The sequence below is a fragment of the Bacillus sp. 05T21 genome, assembly GCF_056396785.1.
In genome coordinates, this window is record NZ_JBFTMD010000019.1 from 1 (window position 1) to 20,901 (window position 20,901).

Annotated in this window: 21 protein-coding genes and 5 tRNA genes; 3 read left to right on the forward strand and 23 right to left on the reverse strand. The window is 37.0% G+C overall.

Features of this window, described 5'->3' with window-relative positions; translation table 11 throughout:
* Positions 1-63 precede the first annotated feature (63 nt).
* The 6 genes from AC1DKZ_RS24185 to AC1DKZ_RS24210 form a co-directional block, all read right to left on the reverse strand.
* Positions 64-140, reverse strand: a tRNA-Met gene (locus AC1DKZ_RS24185).
* A gap of 24 nt (positions 141-164) precedes the next feature.
* A tRNA-Val gene (locus tag AC1DKZ_RS24190) sits at positions 165-240 on the reverse strand.
* Positions 241-244: 4 nt separating this feature from the next.
* Positions 245-319, reverse strand: a tRNA-Glu gene (locus AC1DKZ_RS24195).
* An 8-nt stretch (positions 320-327) separates the two neighbouring features.
* Positions 328-418, reverse strand: a tRNA-Ser gene (locus AC1DKZ_RS24200).
* Between the two features lie 3 nt (positions 419-421).
* Positions 422-496 (reverse strand) — tRNA-Asn (locus AC1DKZ_RS24205).
* A 114-nt stretch (positions 497-610) separates the two neighbouring features.
* Positions 611-1,066: a SprT family protein gene (locus tag AC1DKZ_RS24210; RefSeq protein WP_016095131.1), complete on the reverse strand. Its 456-nt coding sequence runs from the start codon at positions 1,064-1,066 to the stop codon at positions 611-613.
* A gap of 210 nt (positions 1,067-1,276) precedes the next feature.
* Between AC1DKZ_RS24210 and cmpA the strand changes: the two genes are divergently transcribed.
* Positions 1,277-1,393, forward strand: coding sequence for a cortex morphogenetic protein CmpA (gene cmpA, locus AC1DKZ_RS24215; RefSeq protein ID WP_001143642.1), 117 nt, complete (start codon positions 1,277-1,279; stop codon positions 1,391-1,393).
* Between the two features lie 57 nt (positions 1,394-1,450).
* Here the strand turns inward: cmpA and AC1DKZ_RS24220 are convergent, their stop codons facing one another.
* The 6 genes from AC1DKZ_RS24220 to acpS all read right to left on the reverse strand — a co-directional run bounded on the left by AC1DKZ_RS24220 (position 1,451) and on the right by acpS (position 7,395).
* The gene (locus AC1DKZ_RS24220) at positions 1,451-3,619 is read right to left on the reverse strand and encodes a Tex family protein (RefSeq protein ID WP_002029442.1); all 2,169 of its coding nucleotides are present in this window, start codon (positions 3,617-3,619) and stop codon (positions 1,451-1,453) included.
* Between the two features lie 68 nt (positions 3,620-3,687).
* Positions 3,688-4,038, reverse strand: coding sequence for a type II toxin-antitoxin system endoribonuclease NdoA (gene ndoA / locus AC1DKZ_RS24225; RefSeq protein WP_000635965.1), 351 nt, complete (start codon positions 4,036-4,038; stop codon positions 3,688-3,690).
* Positions 4,039-4,042: 4 nt separating this feature from the next.
* Positions 4,043-4,330: an antitoxin EndoAI gene (locus tag AC1DKZ_RS24230; protein WP_000004570.1), complete on the reverse strand. Its 288-nt coding sequence runs from the start codon at positions 4,328-4,330 to the stop codon at positions 4,043-4,045.
* 311 nt (positions 4,331-4,641) lie between these two features.
* Positions 4,642-5,811, reverse strand: a complete 1,170-nt coding sequence (gene alr, locus AC1DKZ_RS24235) for an alanine racemase (RefSeq protein WP_476997218.1) — start codon at positions 5,809-5,811, stop codon at positions 4,642-4,644.
* Between the two features lie 117 nt (positions 5,812-5,928).
* Entirely contained in the window at positions 5,929-6,879 is a 951-nt protein-coding gene (locus AC1DKZ_RS24240; RefSeq protein WP_002091373.1) for a LolA family protein, read from the reverse strand.
* A 156-nt stretch (positions 6,880-7,035) separates the two neighbouring features.
* Positions 7,036-7,395, reverse strand: coding sequence for a holo-ACP synthase (gene acpS / locus AC1DKZ_RS24245; protein ID WP_002029438.1), 360 nt, complete (start codon positions 7,393-7,395; stop codon positions 7,036-7,038).
* Between the two features lie 92 nt (positions 7,396-7,487).
* On the opposite strand from acpS, the gene AC1DKZ_RS24250 reads away from it, so the two are divergent.
* Positions 7,488-8,036: a rhomboid family intramembrane serine protease gene (locus tag AC1DKZ_RS24250; protein WP_002139859.1), complete on the forward strand. Its 549-nt coding sequence runs from the start codon at positions 7,488-7,490 to the stop codon at positions 8,034-8,036.
* A gap of 183 nt (positions 8,037-8,219) precedes the next feature.
* Here AC1DKZ_RS24250 and uvsE read toward each other — a convergent pair whose 3' ends face one another.
* The 11 genes from uvsE to AC1DKZ_RS24305 all read right to left on the reverse strand — a co-directional run bounded on the left by uvsE (position 8,220) and on the right by AC1DKZ_RS24305 (position 19,539).
* Positions 8,220-9,182 carry a UV DNA damage repair endonuclease UvsE gene (gene uvsE / locus AC1DKZ_RS24255; RefSeq protein ID WP_002029436.1) on the reverse strand — a complete coding sequence of 321 codons (963 nt, stop codon included), beginning with the start codon at positions 9,180-9,182 and terminating at the stop codon, positions 8,220-8,222.
* A 92-nt stretch (positions 9,183-9,274) separates the two neighbouring features.
* A complete protein-coding gene (gene cshA / locus AC1DKZ_RS24260) occupies positions 9,275-10,891 on the reverse strand; it encodes a degradosome RNA helicase CshA (RefSeq protein ID WP_002063522.1) in 1,617 nt (538 codons plus the stop codon).
* Positions 10,892-11,197: 306 nt separating this feature from the next.
* Positions 11,198-12,574, reverse strand: a complete 1,377-nt coding sequence (murF, locus tag AC1DKZ_RS24265) for a UDP-N-acetylmuramoyl-tripeptide--D-alanyl-D-alanine ligase (RefSeq protein WP_219300598.1) — start codon at positions 12,572-12,574, stop codon at positions 11,198-11,200.
* Between the two features lie 60 nt (positions 12,575-12,634).
* Positions 12,635-13,723: a D-alanine--D-alanine ligase gene (locus AC1DKZ_RS24270; protein ID WP_002009961.1), complete on the reverse strand. Its 1,089-nt coding sequence runs from the start codon at positions 13,721-13,723 to the stop codon at positions 12,635-12,637.
* Positions 13,724-14,023: 300 nt separating this feature from the next.
* Positions 14,024-15,298 carry an MDR family MFS transporter gene (locus AC1DKZ_RS24275; protein WP_476997219.1) on the reverse strand — a complete coding sequence of 425 codons (1,275 nt, stop codon included), beginning with the start codon at positions 15,296-15,298 and terminating at the stop codon, positions 14,024-14,026.
* Between the two features lie 233 nt (positions 15,299-15,531).
* Positions 15,532-16,704 carry a homogentisate 1,2-dioxygenase gene (locus tag AC1DKZ_RS24280; RefSeq protein ID WP_113938346.1) on the reverse strand — a complete coding sequence of 391 codons (1,173 nt, stop codon included), beginning with the start codon at positions 16,702-16,704 and terminating at the stop codon, positions 15,532-15,534.
* Complete coding sequence (locus AC1DKZ_RS24285; protein ID WP_476997220.1) at positions 16,670-17,626, reverse strand: fumarylacetoacetate hydrolase family protein; 957 nt, start codon at positions 17,624-17,626, stop codon at positions 16,670-16,672. Before AC1DKZ_RS24285 ends, AC1DKZ_RS24280 begins: the two co-directional genes overlap by 35 nt.
* Before the next feature lie 66 nt (positions 17,627-17,692).
* Positions 17,693-18,811, reverse strand: a complete 1,119-nt coding sequence (hppD, locus tag AC1DKZ_RS24290; RefSeq protein WP_002140158.1) for a 4-hydroxyphenylpyruvate dioxygenase — start codon at positions 18,809-18,811, stop codon at positions 17,693-17,695.
* 310 nt (positions 18,812-19,121) lie between these two features.
* Positions 19,122-19,232 carry a DUF3948 family protein gene (locus AC1DKZ_RS24295; protein WP_001083697.1) on the reverse strand — a complete coding sequence of 37 codons (111 nt, stop codon included), beginning with the start codon at positions 19,230-19,232 and terminating at the stop codon, positions 19,122-19,124.
* A gap of 42 nt (positions 19,233-19,274) precedes the next feature.
* Positions 19,275-19,394 (reverse strand): DUF3948 family protein, encoded by a 120-nt coding sequence (locus tag AC1DKZ_RS24300; RefSeq protein ID WP_002074222.1) that lies wholly within the window; start codon positions 19,392-19,394, stop codon positions 19,275-19,277.
* Positions 19,395-19,428: 34 nt separating this feature from the next.
* Positions 19,429-19,539 (reverse strand): DUF3948 family protein, encoded by a 111-nt coding sequence (locus tag AC1DKZ_RS24305; protein ID WP_001058532.1) that lies wholly within the window; start codon positions 19,537-19,539, stop codon positions 19,429-19,431.
* Positions 19,540-20,012: 473 nt separating this feature from the next.
* Between AC1DKZ_RS24305 and AC1DKZ_RS24310 the strand changes: the two genes are divergently transcribed.
* The gene (locus AC1DKZ_RS24310) at positions 20,013-20,885 is read left to right on the forward strand and encodes a Cof-type HAD-IIB family hydrolase (RefSeq protein ID WP_476997221.1); all 873 of its coding nucleotides are present in this window, start codon (positions 20,013-20,015) and stop codon (positions 20,883-20,885) included.
* The last annotated feature ends 16 nt before the right edge of the window (positions 20,886-20,901 follow it).

The following is a 20,901-nucleotide window of genomic DNA, read 5'->3' on the forward strand; positions in this document are numbered from 1 at the left end:
GGTCGAACCGGCGATCTCCTGCGTGACAGGCAGGCATGTTAACCACTACACCACGGGACCATTTGGTTGCGGGGACAGGATTTGAACCTGCGACCTTCGGGTTATGAGCCCGACGAGCTACCGTACTGCTCCACCCCGCGATAATATTATTTATATAATTTATATGGTGGAGGATGACGGGATCGAACCGCCGACCCCCTGCTTGTAAGGCAGGTGCTCTCCCAGCTGAGCTAATCCTCCGAAGTGGTGACCCGTACGGGATTCGAACCCGTGTTACCGCCGTGAAAGGGCGGTGTCTTAACCACTTGACCAACGGGCCAATATGTATGGCAGAGAAGAAGGGATTCGAACCCTCGCACCGCGTTAGCGATCTACTCCCTTAGCAGGGGAGCCCCTTGAGCCACTTGGGTACTTCTCTGTATGGCTCCGCAGGTAGGACTCGAACCTACGACCGATCGGTTAACAGCCGATAGCTCTACCACTGAGCTACTGCGGAATAATGAAGACAATTTGTATCTTATAAAAATTCTCATCGTAAGTCAAGAAGTTTTTTCACAACATCTTGCGCAAACGTGACATGTTTATAATATACTGGATTGCGTTTTCACTGTCAAGATGTTTTCACTACCAGTTTTAGTTGTCCTTTACACTTTCCACATACATATCTTTGTGTATTTATTTGACGTCTTCTTACATATTGAAAAGAACACCCCATACATTCATACATAGAAACTCTCGTTTCCTCCTCACTAATCATTCGTTTACAAAAACGTGGTGCACCTACTTTCTTTAATAACTCACGAAAATCTCTATCTCGATGCTTATACCCTTTTCCTGTGATATGTAAGTGATAATGACAAAGCTCATGTTTAACAATCCCGACTAACTCTTCTTTTCCATATACTTCGTAATATCGATAATTCAATTCTATATTATGATTCTTCAATAGATAGCGCCCACCAGTTGTACGTAACCTACTATTAAACATCGCTTTATGTAAAAACGGCATTCCAAAGCATTGTAACGATACCTCTTCCACTAACCGCTGAATTTCTTGCTCATCCATTCTCATTCCTCCTAAACTAAAAAATATTTCCACACTTTTCTCCCTTCTTATACATATAGTAAATAGTACATATACCCATCCTCATTCAAGAAGCGTGATTTCTAAAAATGCAGCATTGCTAGAAATCCACTCACCAACCTCTCATCAAAGTTACTTTAACTAAAAGGAGCTACTTTTTTTGAGAGCAGGATTAAACAAGGAGGGATTCCTATGCCCACGTGGCTAAAGAAGCAAATGCAACGTGCATATTTTGAGAAAAACCGGTATCAAATCAAGTTACTAAATGAATGCTGGTTTTATTATAGTAAAATACATCAAAGCTCATAATCAATTAAACTTTCCAGTTCATAAAAAAAGAGCAGTTTCATCTGCTCTCTTTTCTTACTATTCAATCGGTAACATTGATAATGCAACACGACCTTTTTTCGTATCAATATCATCTACCCATACCTTTACAATTTGTCCCACGGATACAATATCTAATGGATGCTTTACAAATTGTTTGCTTAGTTTAGAAATATGTACTAAACCATCTTGCTTCACACCAATATCAACAAAGGCACCGAAATCAACAACATTGCGGATCGTTCCCTCTAATTCCATACCACGCTTTAAATCTTCTAATTTTAAAATCCCTTTTTTCAGAAGTGGCTTTGGCAACTCATCCCTCATATCTCGCTCCGGGCTAATTAAAGCATCCATAATATCAACTAATGTCGGCTCACCAATCTCCGTCTCTTGAGATAATTTAGAAATATCTACTCCTTCGAAACTCTTTTGCAAGTTTGGTTTCCCCACATCATTCTTTGATAACCCTAAGCTCTTCAATAGCAATTCAACATTTTTATATTGTTCTGGATGAATCCCTGTGCGATCTAACGGATTCGCTCCTTCTAATATACGTAAAAACCCGATACATTGTTCATATGTTTTTGCACCTAAACGTGGGATTTTCTTTAATTCAGTACGCTTCGTGAATTTCCCATCTTCCTCACGCTTAGCTACAATATTTTTCGCAACTGTTTTTGATAATCCCGAAACATACTGCAACAATGCAACTGAAGCTGTATTTACATTAACACCAACTCGGTTAACTGCCGTCTCTACTACAAATGTTAATGATTCATTTAATCTCTTTTGAGATACATCATGTTGATATTGCCCCACTCCAACAGATTTAGGGTCAATTTTCACAAGCTCTGCAAGCGGATCTTGTAGACGTCTCCCAATTGAAACAGCACTTCTTTCTTCAACCTGTAAATTTGGAAACTCCTCGCGAGCTACATCAGATGCTGAGTACACACTAGCACCCGCTTCATTTACAATAATGTAAAATACATCTCGCTCTACATTTTGTAATACATCTACTATAAATTCTTCCGTTTCCCTCGAAGCTGTACCATTTCCAATCGCTATCATTTCAACTTCATATTTATCTATAATTGAAATGATTTTCGTTTTTGCATCCTCATATTTACGAGCAGGCGGATGCGGATAAATAACATCTATGTGAAGAACTTTCCCTGTATCATCTACTACAGCTAATTTACAACCGGTTCTATATGCTGGATCTACCGCTAACACAACTTTCCCTTTCATCGGAGGTTGTAATAATAAATTACGTAAATTCTCAGAGAAAATATGAATCGCTTGTTCTTCGGCCGTTTCCATTAATTCTTTACGAATTTCTCTTTCTATTGAAGGTTGAATTAATCGCTTATATCCATCTTCCATCGCTAATTGTACATAATGCGCACTTTTAGAAGCTTCATCAAGAATCATTTTTTTATGTAAAAACTGAAGAATTTCTTCAATTGGCGTGATAACAGAAACTCTTAATACGTCTTCCTTTTCACCACGATTCATAGCTAGTACACGATGCGGCACTACTTTTTGCAACGGTTCTTCATAGCCATAATACATTTCATATATATTTTTTTCATCTTTTTCTTTATCTTTTACAGATGAAGACATAATCCCTTTTCGGAAAGTAGTATTGCGAATCCAACTACGATATGCCGCATTATCCGAAACAAGTTCCGCAATAATATCCTGCGCACCTTGCAACGCATCTTCTGCAGACGCCACTTCCTTTTCTGCATTAACAAATTCCATAGCCTTCTCTGCTGGATTTTCTTTTTTATATAATAATAGCCACTCAGCTAACGGTTCTAATCCCTTTTCTTTAGCAATTGTAGCTTTCGTTCTTCTTTTTTCTTTATATGGACGATATAAGTCTTCTACTTCTTGAAGTTTTGTTGCAGCAACAATATGACGACGCAACTCCTCGGTTAGTTTACCCTTTTCACCAATAAGACGAAGAACCTCTTCTTTCCTATCTTCTAGTTGCATCATATATTGCCATCTTTCTAAGATTGCACGAATTTGCACCTCATCAAGAGACCCTGTCCATTCTTTTCGGTAACGAGCGATAAATGGAACTGTGTTACCTTCTTCTGTTAATTGAATAACATGACGAACTTGCTTTTCTGTAAAGCCTAATTCTTTCACTAACATTTTCATTAACCCTTGTCGATTATCTACCATTTCCATATCCAACCGTAACCTCCTCTATAATAAAAAAAAGTTGCCCTGTAAAGAGAGCAACTTAAACTGCCGATTTAAAAATCTATTAGTCCTAAACTAATTTGTAACGCTTCATCTACACGACTCATCATCACTTCATCCAAATGAGTGATTTTGTCCGTTAAGCGCTGCTTATCGATTGTTCGAATCTGCTCAAGTAAAATAACAGAATCCCTCTCAAAACCGTACTTTTTCGCATCAATTTCCACATGAGTGGGTAATTTCGCTTTTTGAATCTGTGCAGTAATAGCCGCTACAATCACAGTCGGACTAAAACGATTTCCGATGTCATTTTGAATGACAAGAACCGGACGAACGCCTCCTTGCTCAGAACCAACAACTGGGGAAAGGTCTGCAAAATACACGTCGCCGCGTTTTACAATCAAAATATTACCCCCCGCTAACTAAGCGTTCTACTGTATGAGCTGCTTCATACTCTGCTAAGAAAGCTTCAGATGCAATACCAAGATTAATTTTTCCCATTTCAATGTACCCACGTCGCATTGATTCATGTTGGTAGCGTTTCTTCGTCTTATGTTGACGCAATAACAGTTGTGTTGCCTGGCAAATTAGTTCATGGCGATTCTTATTCTCTTGTTTTCCAATTCCGTCCAATTCCGTTACCATTTGCTTTGGCAACCGAACCACGATTTCAGTAGTTACACTTGATTCGGACACAAAAATACACCTCCACCGTCAACTACACACCCAAATATATATATGACACCTATTGTAATAATACCATTGTATGGAGCCTGTTGCAAAGACTTCCTTATTCCTTGCTTATGTTTTCCAATTCATAAATAAAACATTCATCTTCTTTTACTTTTTATCTCTTTCAAACAAGAAATAAAGCAATCCTTCAGTAATATTTCATTGCAACTTATATTAATAACAAGTATAAAAAGAAGCTCCCCAGCGAAAAAGAGCCTATACTTTATTAGTGAAACTCCTCCAAATGACGAGATGCTGAGTAATAATACCTCCTTCTATATATCGTTCAAATAATTGATTACTTCTACAACTTTACCGTGTCGTATAAATATTCTCGGTACACGGAAGCTTATCGTTGCAATAATTTCATAATTAATAGTCCCGGAATATTCAGCAACCTCGGTAGCACTAATATACTCATCACCTTGTCTCCCAATGAGTGTAACTTTCGTACCAAGTGGCACTTCACAAGGAAGATGTATCATGAATTGATCCATTGTCACTCGCCCTACAATCGGTACTCTTTCACCGTTTACAAGTACCTTAAACCCTTGCAATCTTCTAAGCCAGCCATCTGCATACCCAATCGCAACTGTCGCAATCCATTCTTCGGTTCTCGTTCGGTATGTGACATTATAACTAATCCCATCCCCTTTAATCACTTGCTTAATATGAGCAACTTTCGTATGAAGTGACAACGCCGGTTCCAATTTAAACGGTAAAAAAGGATGTATTTCTACAGATGGGGATAGTCCATACATCGCAATACCAATTCGCACTGCATTAAATGTAATCCCTTGAAATCTTAACGTTGCAGCACTATTGGCTGTATGGACAAATTTAGGGTTCACTCCAAATTCTTTCAACCAACTTAACTGCTGCAAGAACGTATTATATTGCTTATCAAAGTAAGAAGTCTCAACCTCATCGGATGTTGCAAAATGTGTATATACTCCTTCTAACTCTAAAAATGGCGCGCCTTCTAAACTCTTTAAGAACCCCTTTAATTCTTTGCGTTCGCGTATTCCAATTCTCCCCATACCACTATCAAAATTAATATGGAATTTCATTATTGATGAACCATCCCAGAGCTTTATCGCGTCTTCTACCCATTCTTTTTGAAAAACAGTTAATGCTACATCATTTTCAGCAGCAACATTTACATCACGAGGAGGGGAAGGACCTAATACTAAAATCGGTGCAGTAATACCAGCCCTCCGAAGCACTAAAGCTTCATCTAAAAAAGCAACTGCTAATCTTGTTGCCCCTGCTTCTAATGCGGTTTTAGCCACTGGTACATAATCGTGCCCATATGCATTCGCTTTAACTACAGCAAAAATTTCTACATCACTTGGAATGAACTCTTTAATATGCGTAACATTGTTATAGATCGCATCTAAATCCACTTCCACCCAAGTGTCACGGTAAAACGGCGCTTCTTCCATAAATACACTTCCTTATACACGATATGCGAAGCTTATTCTTTTATATGCTTCTTTTATGAAATCCACCTTCAAACTAAGAAAAGACGTGGTGCACATATATCACCACGTCTAAGAAGTTTACTTCACCTGCTTCGCTGTAACCGAACGAGCAACCATCAACAACTCATTCGGCTCTAAACCTTTAGACACGAGCATATATTCTACTCCGTTATGTGACCACGTTACAGAGTCTTTCGTCAATGCACCAATCGTGAAACCAAGATCAACCGGCTCTCCACTTACACTTACCGCCGATGAGGCCTCTGCAACTTTTGACTTTTCTTGTATTAAAGTAAAGGATTTCTTACTTCCAGTGTATGTGAGTATTGCACGCTTGCCACTGTCTGTCTTCAACTCTTCTTCCTCTTTCAAAGTCATACCTTGCGGTGTATCACGTGGATACAAAATAGCAAACGGTTTGTCTTCTTTCGCTGCCGTCTGAACATCCACTTGTGCTCTAGACATATTTTGTTTCGTATCAAATGCACCTTTATCAAACTTTGCATCAAATTTTACTTTAGTGAAATCTACTTTTACAAGGACATTTTGATCATTATCCATCAGTTTCACAGAAACTGGCGTTAGATCACTTTTATTCAGCTTAATCTCTTGTTTCGGCAACATATTTTGATGTTGATAATTTGTTTTTGTTTTAAACACATAATACTTATCTGTTTTCTCGAAAGAGAGATTTTTCTTATCTTGCAAAATATCTCTTACAAGTGATTCATATAAATAAGCCTGGCTACTATTTTGCGGCCAATCACTTTGAAAACGGAAACTCTTATTAAGTGCCGGTGTTAATACAAATACACCTTCATCATTCCTTAAAATAATTTGACTCTGATCCTTTTTCGCATTCTGCAAATTCACACGATAATACGAAGGTTCTTTATGCCAAATTTCTACATTGTACTCTTGAGGTTCATTTCCTGTTTTAATAGATAATTTCGCTTCAGCTTGATAACTCTTCATACTTTTAACTTTCGTTTCTAAATCTCTCACAACATCTTCTTGTTTCTTTTCCATACAACCCGCCAACACAAAAACGGTCAATAAACCGACAAGAACTAAAAACAGACGCCTTTTCATCACTTCAGCCCCTTTGCCCCTATAAATGAATGGAAGATATGCCTTCCTTATCGCTACCTCAAATATATGAGACAAAGATATAAAATATGCAGACTAGCGTGACGAGCTTTCCAAAACAACTTGAGCAACGGCAAATTCTTTACTATGACTAATTGATAAATGAACAATATGCTCTGTATTTGTAATGATAATCGGCTTACCTCTATCATCATTCCTTACTTCAATATCTAAAAAACTCACTTCTTTCCCGATACCGGTCCCTACCGCTTTAGAATACGCCTCTTTTGCTGCAAATCTTCCAGCTACGAATTCTGTAAGACGACTTCCTTTCAGCCCCTCGGCAACACCACGTTCTCTTTCAGTTAAAATACGTTCCATAAATTTAAGCTTTCCATCTAGCATTTTTTCAATTCGATTTAACTCAATAATATCGATTCCAATCCCTATAATCATTTCAAAATCCCCTTCTTCTATTTAGCTTTCTTCATTCATATTGTAAGAATAACAGAGAATCTTTCTGATGCAAAAGGAGTGATACTAACAACATGCTAATACCATCCACTCGCATTTCCTTACAACCGATTATCATTTCTTTACTTCTTATACAATTAGTCATGATTATATTGAGCGACTTTTCCCTCTTTCACCTGGCAGCCTACAATGAATATATCGCTAAAGGAGAATGGTGGCGTGTCATAACTTCCTTACTTGTACACGTAGACTTACAACATTTCCTTTCTAATAGTATTTGTTTATTTGTATTTGGTTCTTCTATCGAAAAACAACTAGGACACTTTTCTTTCATCATTATTTTTTTCCTTTCTGGCATTCTCGGGAATATTTCTTCTTATATTATTATGCCTCTTGAATATATTCACGCCGGAGCATCTGGTGGTATTTTCGGATTACTAGGCGCCCAATTATTTTTATTGTATAGTCGATATCGTTCTTCAAAACCAAGAGACATCGCTATTTTTTCAATAATGATACTTATATTACTACTATTTACTTTCTTTAATCCCTCTGCCAATCCTATAAGCCATTTAACCGGCTTAATAATCGGCGGCATGTGCACCCCTTTTTTAATAAAGTGAAACTTTAATCAGTGGGTATATTTTCCATCCCCCACTGATTATTAGCCCGCACCAATCGGGCTTTTACGGGCAGCCCGGCTCCCACCTAACTCCCTCGCATTCGCCGAATTTTGAGGCGGGAGTCTTACTGCCCGGCAAATAGCGGGACAAAAAAAAAAAAAAAAAAAAACGATGGCGCAGAGCTTATTTAATATAGAAGCTCGCACCATCGATAATTTCCACATCTGTTTGTTTACTTAACTCTCTCATTAGTTGAAATAAAGACTCGTCCTTTTTCTTCGCCTCAATCATACAATCAATTCGCGGAACACTCCCCTTTATCTTTTTCAAAAAAGATAAGAAAGTATCTACATCAATAAAATCTGCATGTGCTCTCGGGTTCTTTCCATCTCTAGGACTGGAGATGTGCATTTTAACTGGTAACAAAGACGATTCCCACGTATGTACAACACGCGCCCAATCTTCATGCCAATCTTCCTGGTCATTATTCATCATATGGTGGTGCAAATCAAACACCACTGGAATGTCTAATTTCTCACCTAAATACAATGTTTCTTCTAAAGAAAAGGTCGTGTCATCATTTTCTAATATAATCATCTCTTGAATACCTCTTGGAACAGTTGACCAATTTTCTATAAAGCGTTCTAATGCAAGCTCCTTATCTTTATAACCTCCTCCCACATGTAATACACATCGTTGCTTATGTTCAATTCCCATACCCTTTAACAATTTTTTGTGCATCTGCAATGTCTTTACAGATTGTTTGAAAATACTCTCCTCAGGTGAATTTAGTACAACAAAGTGATCTGGATGGAAGTCAATTCGCATATTCATACGAATTGCATATTCACCTAATTCTTTCAGATTTTCTTTTAAAGGACGAATATAGTTCCAATCTAACAACTCCTCATGATTCGCTAAAGGAATAAGCTTGGAACTAAGTCGAAAGAAAGATATATCATGCCCTTTATTATGTTTTAATAACCGTAAACAATTTTCCAAATTCGAATTAGCGATTCTTTCAAGTTTACGAATCGCAGCCTCTCGATCATCAATCCGCTGAAACTGTGCATATGTCATCGTTTGAGATGGAGAAGCATTCTTCAAATGTACACTCATCGCAACATACCCAAGTCTTACAAGCATATAGCACCTCATTTCTATACGAGTTACTATGTAGTATGCACAATTACAGAAATAAAAAAAGAGAATGCCAGCAAAGGGCATTCTCTTTTTTATTAAGCTTGTGGACGGCTATGATGTTTTCTTTCGCCGCGTCCATTTGAAGATCCAGGGCGACCTTCACCTTTACGACCACGGTTACCATCACGGCTACCAGCATCACGGCTACCGCCATCACGATTACGATCACGGTTACGACCATCGCCACTTCCGCTTCCACGTCCATCACGATTGCGATCACGGTTACGACCATCGCCACCGCCGCGTCCATCACGACTACGATTACGGTTACCATCACGGTATCCACTTCCGTTACCACCGCGTTTTTTAGAACCGCCACCGCCACCTCTTGAAACAACTGGTGGTTCTGATGTTAAAGCGATCGGAGTTGTATCCGGCTCTTTTGTCATCATTTTTAAAGCAGCAGCTACTACTGTTACAGAATCATTCTCTTCTAACATTTCTTCTGCAATACGCTTGTAGTATGATAAGTTATCATTTTCAATTGTGCTTTGAAGTTTTTCAGCGATTAAACGTTGTTGACCTTCTAACGCCTCGTCAAGTGTCGGTGCGTCCATACGATCAACCTTACGTTTTGTTGTACGCTCGATATTTTTTAATTGTCCTGATTCACGTGGTGTTACAAATAACATTGCAATACCTTTTTTACCAGCACGGCCAGTACGACCGATACGGTGAACGTATGATTCTGGATCTTGTGGGATATCGAAGTTGTATACGTGTGTTACGCCTGAAATATCAAGACCACGTGCAGCAACGTCTGTTGCAACAAGAACTTCAATAGTACCTTCTTTAAATTTACGTAATACAGACATACGCTTCGCTTGTGTTAAGTCACCGTGAATACCTTCTGCTGCATAACCACGTAAGTTTAATGCTTCTGATAATTCATCAACACGACGCTTTGTACGACCGAATATGATTGCAAGCTCTGGAGATTGAATATCTAGTAAGCGTGTTAACACGTCAAACTTTTTCTTTTCTTGCACTTCTAAATAGAACTGCTGAATGTTTGGCATTGTTACTTCTTTTGCTTTTACTTTAATGTGTTGAGGCTCAGTCATGAAACGCTCAGCAATACGACGGATTGGATCTGGCATTGTCGCTGAGAATAATAATGTTTGATGTGTTTCTGGCACATCTGTTAAAATCGCTTCAATATCTTCAATGAAGCCCATGTTTAACATTTCATCCGCTTCGTCAAGAACAACAGTCTCTACGTTTTGTAAGCGAAGTGTTTTACGGTTGATATGATCTAAAATACGACCCGGCGTACCTACAATAATGTGTGGGTGTTTTTTTAGAGCACGAATTTGGCGGTTAATATCTTGACCACCATAAATTGGTAGAATACGAACACGTTTATGTTTACCAATTTTGTATAGCTCTTCTCCAACTTGAATTGCTAATTCACGCGTTGGCGCGATAACAATACCTTGAACTGCTTCTTTATTTGTATCCACTTTATCTAATAGTGGTAATCCGAATGCTGCTGTTTTCCCTGTACCTGTTTGCGCTTGCCCAATAATATCCTTACCTTGCAATGCATGTGGAATTGTTTCAGCTTGAATCGGCGTAGCCTCTTCAAAGCCCATACTTTCAACAGATTGTAGTAAAGACTCACTTAATCCTAGTTCTCGAAATGTTGTCAATGTTACTTCTCCTTTTCTATCCTATACTTATCATTTAAAAAAAGGCGTTTTCCGAACTTGCGGAAAAGCCATTTTCCTGAATACTTACGTATATAACCGGGCGTATATTCTTCACGAAAATACTTCTAAACGTTATTACACTTTATCAATTATAAGTTTTGTAGGTGTAAAAAGCAAACCCCAACTGTTACCTTATTTCATATTCAGAGCTTTTTTCTTTACTTTTATTTTTTTATCGTTTACTGTAAGCGCTTATTATAAGTTTCCACTATTTTCGTGGCTATCATCCCTATTTATATACACCAATTATTTCAACATCGTAATTACTTCTTCTAATTTCATGCCGCGAGATGCTTTTACTAATACAACATCTTTCGTACCGACTACTGCTTGCAACTCTTTTATTAACTCTTCTTTACTATCATACGCTTTTACACGGTCTTTAGGGAAATTAATTTTTGCACCTTCAGCAATTTGAGCCCCTAATTTACCATATGTGAATACATATGAAATTTTTGCTGGATCAATTAATTTACCTACTTCATAATGAAATTGCACTTCTTGATTTCCAAGTTCTAACATATCACCAAGCACAACAATTTTTTTAGCAAATCCATCTAAACCATTCATTAGGTGGAACGCAGCTTCCATAGCTGTTGGACTAGCATTATAAGCATCATTGATAATTGTTAAACCACTATCTGTTTTTACAATTTCCATACGCATACCTGTCATTTGAAGTGTTACTAAACCTTGTTTCATTTCTTCCCACGTTACACCAAAATGTTTTGCAATTGCCATTGAAGCAAGCGTATTATATACATTATGCTTTCCTAGTACTGGCAAATAGAATGACAAAGTTTCATCCCTGTTCATCTTAAAGTGTGTCCCAGTAGCCTGCAATGTTACAGTAGTTGGATAGTAATCATTTGCTCTCGCATCACCAAATGTAACTGTTTCAGCTGCTAAATTCATTTCTGGAACACGATTCGTTAATAGCGGCTCATCTCCATTATATACGAACACGCCACCCTTTTGTAAACCTGTAACAATTTCTAACTTCGCTTCAGCAATCGCCTCACGAGAGCCTAAATCCATTAAGTGCGCCTCACCAATGTTCGTAATAATAGCTGCATTAGGACGAGCTAACTTAGATAGAAATTCAATTTCTCCTCGGCTTGACATGCCCATTTCTAATACAGCTACTTCTGTATTTTCCTCTAAATTTAAAATAGTAAGAGGTAAACCGATGTGGTTGTTGAAATTACCTTCTGTTTTTTGAACTTTAAATTTAGTCGCAAGAATACTTGTTACAATATCTTTCGTAGATGTTTTACCATTACTACCCGTTACGCCAATAACTTTTACATCCAATTGATCACGATAGTTTTTCGCTAACATTTGCAATGCTGCTAGTGTATCTTCTACAAAAATAACCGGAAGATTTTCAGGTGGGTTTTCTACATCTTTCATCCATAATGTAGCAATCGCCCCATTTTCAACAGCTTTGTCTACAAAAGCATGTCCATCGAAACGTTCACCTTGAATTGGAACATATAAATTTCCATTTTCAATTTTCCTCGTATCAATAGACACTCCTTGTATAGTAATTCCCTCATACTGCTCTGCTAATCCAGTACCATTTATCATCTGCTCTACTTGTTTTAACGTTCGATTTATCATGAAAACACTCCTTACATAGAGGAAGCACTATTCCTTCGAATAGTGCTTCCTCCTTTTTTGTTAGATTGTATATTTAATTTTTTGTTTTTCTTCGTGACGCTCAATCGCTAAGCGAATTAGCTCTTCAATTAATTCCGGATACGGTAACCCTGTATGTTGCCATAATAGAGGGAACATACTAAACGGCGTGAATCCTGGCATTGTGTTTACTTCGTTAATATATACTTCTCCATCTTTCGTTAAGAAGAAATCAGCTCGTGTTAAGCCCGAACCATCTAATGATTGGAATGCGATAATTGCATCTCGCTTAATTACATTAGACTCTTCTTCTGTCATTTCAGCTGGAATAATTAACGCTGTATCACCATCGATGTATTTCGATTTGTAATCATAAAAATCTTTTTTCGGTACAATTTCACCTACAACTGAACATTTCGGCTCATCATTACCTAATACACCAACTTCTACTTCACGACCTACAATATTTTCTTCTACAATAATTTTACGGTCAAATTGGAATGCCTCTTCGAATGCATTCTCAAGCTCTTCACGATCGTTACACTTATTAATACCAACACTTGAACCAAGGTTTGCTGGTTTTACGAAGCAAGGATATCCTAATACTTCTTCTACTTTTTCATACGCTGTTTCACGATCTTTTTCCCATGCGCTACGAATGAAAGATGCATATTTCGCTTGTTTCAATCCAGCTTCTGCAAAGATATTTTTCATAACAACTTTATCCATACCAGCAGATGATGCTAATACACCGTTACCTACATATGGAATGTTTAGTAATTCTAATAACCCTTGTACTGTTCCATCTTCGCCATTCGGTCCATGTAATAATGGGAAAATAACATCAATTGCATCTTCTTGTTTAGAAGTTGCCGTTGGGATAATTTCTGTACTTAATGATACAGGAGAAATTGTATTCTCTTCCCCACTCATTTGTAATGCCTCAACATTTGTTACTTCGCCTTCAATACGCTCTCCACGCATCCATTGGCCTTGTTCTGTAATATAAATTGGATGAATCTCGAATTTATCTTGATTTAATGCTTTAATAGCAGCAAGAGCCGTTTGTAACGAAACTTGATGCTCAGCTGATTTTCCACCGTATAATAAACCTAATTTAATTTTTGTCACTGAAATCACCCTAACCAATTGTTTTCATTTTTCTATTTTAGCACTTTTTATAAAAATAGGTAGTTCCTATTTGAAATAAAATGTAACTTCCACAAATAATTAAAAGACACCACTTATTGGTTTTCTACACTTTTTCTCTTTAATTTCTACACACCTAAACAAAATTAAACTTTAGAGCAAAATTGCTATCTAATCTAGTTATGTACCTAAAATATGTAGAAATCCACTTTGTGTGTATGTCATCTATATTACCCTACCATTTGTGGAGGGTGAAAAAACATTGATTAAAGTTTTATTTTATTAAGAAGACTGTTTTGTAGGCGTATCTTTTCGCCTCTGCTCAACAAGACGATCTAAAGAAACATATACAAAGCCTGCAACTACACACCCTACACTTAAAATTGTAAATAAGTAGTGACCAAGCAAACGATCCAATAAAAAACCACCAAGAAGTGGACCGAATGCACTTCCTGTAATCCACTGCAAACTCGCCGCCCCCATATAGGTTCCTCTCAAATGCTCAGGGGCCAAATTCGCTACAAACGTCATCTGTACAGGCGACATAATCATCTCGCCTAACGTATATATGGCATAAACAAACATTAACGTCATTAAAATAATTGTAGCATTTGTATCATATTCTCCAAACCACTTCGGTAACCATCCTATAAAAAACAAACCAATTCCGAACAAACACGCACCGTATAACATCGTCTTTCCAACAGGTTTATCTGTCGCCCATTTTGAAATTTGAAATTGGAATAAAACAACTAATAGACCATTTAATGCCATTAAATATGGGTATGGATTGTTGACTCCAAAAATATCCTTCATTTCGTTATCAAAGTGAAGCGGTAACATGCCTTCTGTTTGAGAAAACCCCATAGAAATAATGATCCCCGCTAACAAATAAATCATTAACGCCTTATCTCTCATTAAAATTTTCCAAACTGCTCCGGATTCCTGCTCTTTACTTTTTTCCGTCATATCCGTAATTTTTGGCATTGTTTCTTTAATAAGTACTAACACTAGTAGCGCATAAAACAACATAGCGGATGAAGCAATAATAAACACGAGGTTCTTTGATAAAACAACTACTGATGCTCCCATTATCGGTCCAATTGCAGCACCAATATTGTGTCCCATTCGCAATAAACCATATGCTTCTGTTCTTTTTTCTGGCGCCGTCACATCTGCAACCATCGCTGATGCTGCTGGATGAAATAAAGAATTACTTAACCCTAAAAAAATAGATAAAATAGCGTATGGAATAAATCCTTCGATAAATAAAAAACCGAGCATTAATAACGCATTACTCGCCATTGAAAATATCATAATTGGCTTTCTTCCATATATATCAGCTATTCTTCCGCCTATAAGCGAGCCAAAGCTTGCAGCTATTGGAGAAAGCGCCATAATGATTCCAACTTGTAATAAAGAATCTACCTTATCTTTTAAATATAGTGCAAAAAAAGGCATTAACATCATCATCGCAATTCCGTTCAATGTCTCACCGATAAATCGAATCCATACGTTACGATCCATCTCTCTTAACTCACGCCATGTATTTTTCATAAATTCCCCCCTTAGTTCCCCAACAATTATATTATATATAATTAGAAAAATGTAAATTTTCAAACACGAAATCTAGCCATAACAATCCCTGTCGAAATAAGTAGAAATTCTTCTGAATATGCACGATCTTTATCACTCTTTCTATATATCTTTCTATAACTTTTTTCGGTATTATTATACATGTCGATTCCATAAAAGAGGCATGCTCCCGTAGTGAGCATGCCTCTTTTTACTTATTTCGCAGTATATGAACCCTCTTCAATCCAGCTATACATATATTTTTCATCTTCCGTCTCATGTGCTTGTTTTACAATACGAAGCGGACGGAATGTATCTATCATAACAGCCAGTTCAAGTGTCTCTTTCTTCCCTATACTCGCTTCTGTTTTCCCTGGATGTGGCCCATGCGGGATCCCGCTTGGATGAAGCGTAATAGAACCTTCTTCTACACCTTTTCGGCTCATAAAATTACCTTCTACATAGTACAGTACCTCATCACTATTCACATTACTATGATAATATGGTGCCGGAATAGATTCTGGATGATAATCGTATAAACGCGGTACGAAAGAGCAAATGACGAAATTATGCCCTTCGAATGTTTGATGTACTGGTGGTGGCTGATGAATACGACCTGTAATTGGTTCAAAATCCTCCACATTAAAGACCCACGGATATAAATACCCATCCCATCCAACAACATCTAACGGATGGTGCCCTAACACATGCTTGTGCATATAACCTCTCGACTTTGTCATTACGACAAACTCACCTTTTTCATCATATGTCTCCAATTTCTCCGGTCCACGCATATCTCTTTCACAAAACGGACTATGTTCTAACAATTGCCCATATTCATTGCGATAGCGACTTGGTGTTGTAATTTGGCTATTTGCCTCTACAACAAGAAACTTAGTCTCTCCCTCATCTGGAATAACACGATAAATCGTTCCAATTGGAATTGTTACATAATCACCTTTTCTATAGTGAATCGTTCCAAACATCGTTTCAATTTTTCCTGTTCCATAATGAACAAATAACATTTCATCGCCATCACCATTACGGTAAAAATAATCCATTTTTTCTGTTGGACTCACTACTCCAATTAATAAATCCTCATTCCCAAGCATAAAGTTTCTTCCGCTTACTGCATCACCAGTTTTTTTATTTTCTTTCGTACGGAAGTGGCGATGAGCAAGAGTAACATCCTCTTCATACTGTAACTGACAAGAATGCGATAATGCCGCATGCCCTACTTCTGTTGGCATATAATGATGATACAAAATAGACTGGGTACCAGAGAAACCTTTTGTCCCCATTACCTGCTCACGATAAAGCGATCCATCTTTTTTACGAAATTGTACATGTCGTTTATGAGGTAGCTCCCCCATGTGACGATAAAACATGCCCATCACCTGCTTCCATTTCTTTTTTGACCGTATTACGTAACGTACCTAAACCCGTAATCGACAGCTCTACAACATCTCCATCTTGCAGCCACTCTTCCGTACCAAGCTCCAAAATACAGCCCGTTCCCACTGTACCAGACCCGATAACATCCCCTGGATATAACGTAACATCTTCCGAAGCACGTTCAATCATTTCAGAGAATGCATAATAAATATCTTGGAAATTCCCTTTTGATAACAGTTGCCCATTTACATGAGCAGTCATCTCTAAATCATAACGATCACCATTACGATAAACGTCTAATTCCTCTTTCGTAACGAGATACGCTCCTAATGAAGTTGCAAAATCTTTTCCTTTCGCTGGACCGAGTCCCACTTTCATTTCTGTTGCTTGTAAGTCCCTTGCACTCCAGTCGTTCATAATGCAGTAACCAAAAATATATTCCTCTGCTCGTTCACGAGAAATGTTTCGTCCTTCTTTCCCAATTACGCAAGCAATCTCTAACTCATAATCAAGCTTTTTAGACTTCTTCGGACCAATAACAAAATCATCTGGCCCAATAACAGCACGGTGGTTAGTAAAATAAAAAACCGGGATATCATACCATTCAGGTACAACATCTAGCCCTCTTCTCCCGCGGGCTGTTTTTACATGCTGTTCAAATGCATAAAAATCTCGAATGCTACTCGGATTAGGAATTGCCGCTGCTAATTGAACTTCCTCTAAGGAATATATACCCTTTTCAGGATTCTTAATATTACGCAATACTTCTACATACTCATCTGCTTTCTCTAAAAAGGCGAACATAGAAGAAGGTAATTGTCCATCACTCGCAAGATTCATATCGATTACTTTGTCACCTTCAAGCCATCCAGCTCGCATTTCTTTCGATGGGAGACGAAATGTAACAAATTTCATCGTGATTCCTCCCTATGAAAATGAAATTTCCACCAACAAAGGAACTCTTGCTGGTGGATACAAATTTTATAAATTTCCGCGACGCTCTTGTTCTCTTTCAATTGATTCGAACAACGCTTTAAAGTTCCCTTCGCCAAATCCACGAGAACCTTTACGTTGGATGATTTCGATAAATAGAGTTGGACGATCTACAATTGGTTTCGTAAAGATTTGTAATAAATAACCTTCTTCGTCACGGTCTACTAGAATCTTCAATTCTTTTAATCTATCAATTTCTTCATCAATTTTCCCCACTCGTGCAGTTAACTCATCGTAATACGTATCTGGCGTATCTAAAAACTCCACGCCATTCGCACGAAGCACTTCAATTGTTTTTACAATGTCACTTGTTAATAAAGCAAGATGCTGTACACCCGCTCCGTTATAGAACTCTAAATATTCTTGAATTTGTGACTTTCTTTTTCCGTCTGCTGGTTCATTAATTGGAAACTTAATACGGCTTCCATTCGTCATAACTTTTGACATTAATGCCGAATACTCTGTGCTAATATCGTCATCATCAAAGTGAATCATTTGTTTAAATCCCATGACGTTCTCATAATAACTAACCCATTCTTCCATTTTCTCAACGTTACCAACGACATGGTCTACAGCAATTAAACCGGATTCTTCAAATGGAATATTGAACTCTACCTTTTGAAATCCTGGCATGAATGTTCCTTTATAATTTTTACGCTCTACAAGCGTATGAATTGTATCACCATACGTACCAATAACCGCTTTCTTCAAGGTACCCTCCTCATCTGTTAACTCTTCAGGAGGAGCAATCGCAACAGCGCCACGTTTTACAGCTTCAGAGTATGCTTTATCAACATCATCAACAAGTAAAGCCACATCCTTCACTCCATCACCATGAGTCTTTACAAACTCTGCAATACGACTATCGCTACTTAAAGCTCCAGACACAACAAAACGCATATTTTTTTGCACAAGAACATAAGATACCTTTTCACGGTTTCCTGTTTCTAATCCAGAATAAGCTACAATTTTGAATCCAAACGCTCTCGCAAGATAATAACTTGATTGCTTTGCATTCCCTACGTAAAATTCCAAATGATCTACATCACGTACCGGAAAAAAGTCCTCCATTTGTGCAGCTAGCGTATCCATAGATTTTTGTTTCATAATATCTTCATCCCCCTGTAAATAGATTAAATGGTCCATACTTAAAACCAACCGAAAACGCTTCCAACATCAATTAATAGAAATTAGTTAGCAAGCTAACAATTTCCGACCTTTAAAATTTTCTATCTTTTCTGTCAAATTCCTCTTTTTTTCTTACATATAAAATTCGACTTTTTTCTCTTTAAAGTAAGGGGAAAATATTAATGCTTGAAGGTATATATGAGAGGAAAACAAAAAAGACTCCAACATATTAACTACTTACTAATACGTTAGAGTCTTTATTTTTTTTGAATGATTGTATTTATATTTTTCATACTAATATATTTGCAAGGAATAGAATAAATGATGTTAATATTACCGCTCCGCCTAATGATCCTAATAAATCTGTTTTTGTTACTTGTAACACTTGTTCACTGTTCATATTCCTCATTCTCCTTTCATTTTGTACAATTTAAAACTTTTATTATACTAATACGCTTGATAGAAATACGATTAATGCTGTTAATACTACYGCWCCGCTTGCTGATCCTAAGAAGTCACCTTTTGTTACGTTTAATACTTGCTCGTTGTTCATAATTTTCATTCTCCCTTCTCTTATTTTTRTTACAAAACTTCTATTATACTAATACGCTTGATAGAAATACGATTAATGCTGTTAATACTACYGCWCCGCTTGCTGATCCTAAGAAGTCACCTTTTGTTACGTTTAATACTTGCTCGTTGTTCATATCATTCATTCTCCTTTTTTGTAAGTTATCTATATGTAATTTATAAGAAATGTTTAGTTCATAGTTTTCATGTTAACGTTACATTGAAATTAATTACGTAACGTTTGTAACATTAATGTAACATAACTATTATTACGTTGCAATATAATTACGTAAATTTTATTACACTTTTTTTACGTTTTTTAAATAAACACTCAAAAACCTTGTTTTAATGCGTTTTCTACTACAATTACATTTGTAACACTAGTGTAACATTAAGGTCATAAAGCGAAATATAATATTATTCATCTCTATTTTGTTAAAAACCAAAGTGAAACTTTAATCAACGAGAGTTCCATTCCCTACTAATTATTCCCCCTCACCAATCGCACTTTTACTAAAAATTAATGCGGGATAAAATACTATCTTTCCAAGATAAGTTTATATGTTTCCTCTATATAACTATGTATAATGGAAACAAAGAGGTGGTCATTTTGAAATTAATCGCACTAGATATGGATGGTACACTACTATCATCTAATCTTGAAATCTCCAAAGAGAACTTACAAGCTATCCAAACCGCAAAAGAGGCTGGTCATATTGTAATGATTTGTTCTGGCCGCGCGAAAGAGGATGCTTTGAAATTATTGGAAGAATATAAACTATCTCTTCCAGTTGGAGCAAGCAATGGGGCAATTGTTTATGTGGACGGAAAAGTAATTAACTCGCGTTGTTTACAAAATGATAAAGTATACAAGCTTGCAAAATTACTAGAATCTGAAGGTTTTCCATATAAGTTGTACACAAATAAAGGGGTTTACTCTCCTTATACATGGCAAGATCAAGTTATGCAGGCATTCGAAGAAAACAAGCATACACTAGATGTTACACTTGAGGAACTTGAAAGAATTACAGAAAAACAAAAGAAATCAAACTTAATTACTGATTTCCAAAAAATCGAAGATGTCGTAAATAATCCAGAATTAGAAATATCTAAATTCTTTATTTTGACATTTAATGCTGCTCATCGTTCGCAGCTATTGCAAACTTTACAAGAAGATACGGATATTTCAGTTACCGCATCAGCTCCTACTAATGTAGAAATTATGGATAAGCATGGTCATAAAGGGAACGGCCTACAAGAAATAGCAGCTTATTTCAATATACCAATTGAAGATACTGTTGCAATCGGCGATAACTTTAATGATGTGCCAATGTTACAAGTAGCCGGCTTATCAGTTGCAATGGGAAATGCTGAAGAAGACGTAAAAAAATTATGTGACGTTGTTACATTAACAAATAATGAAAACGGTGTTGCTCATGCAATTGAGCAATTTGTATTGAAACAAACTTCATCTAGTAAATAAAGTGAAACTTTAATCA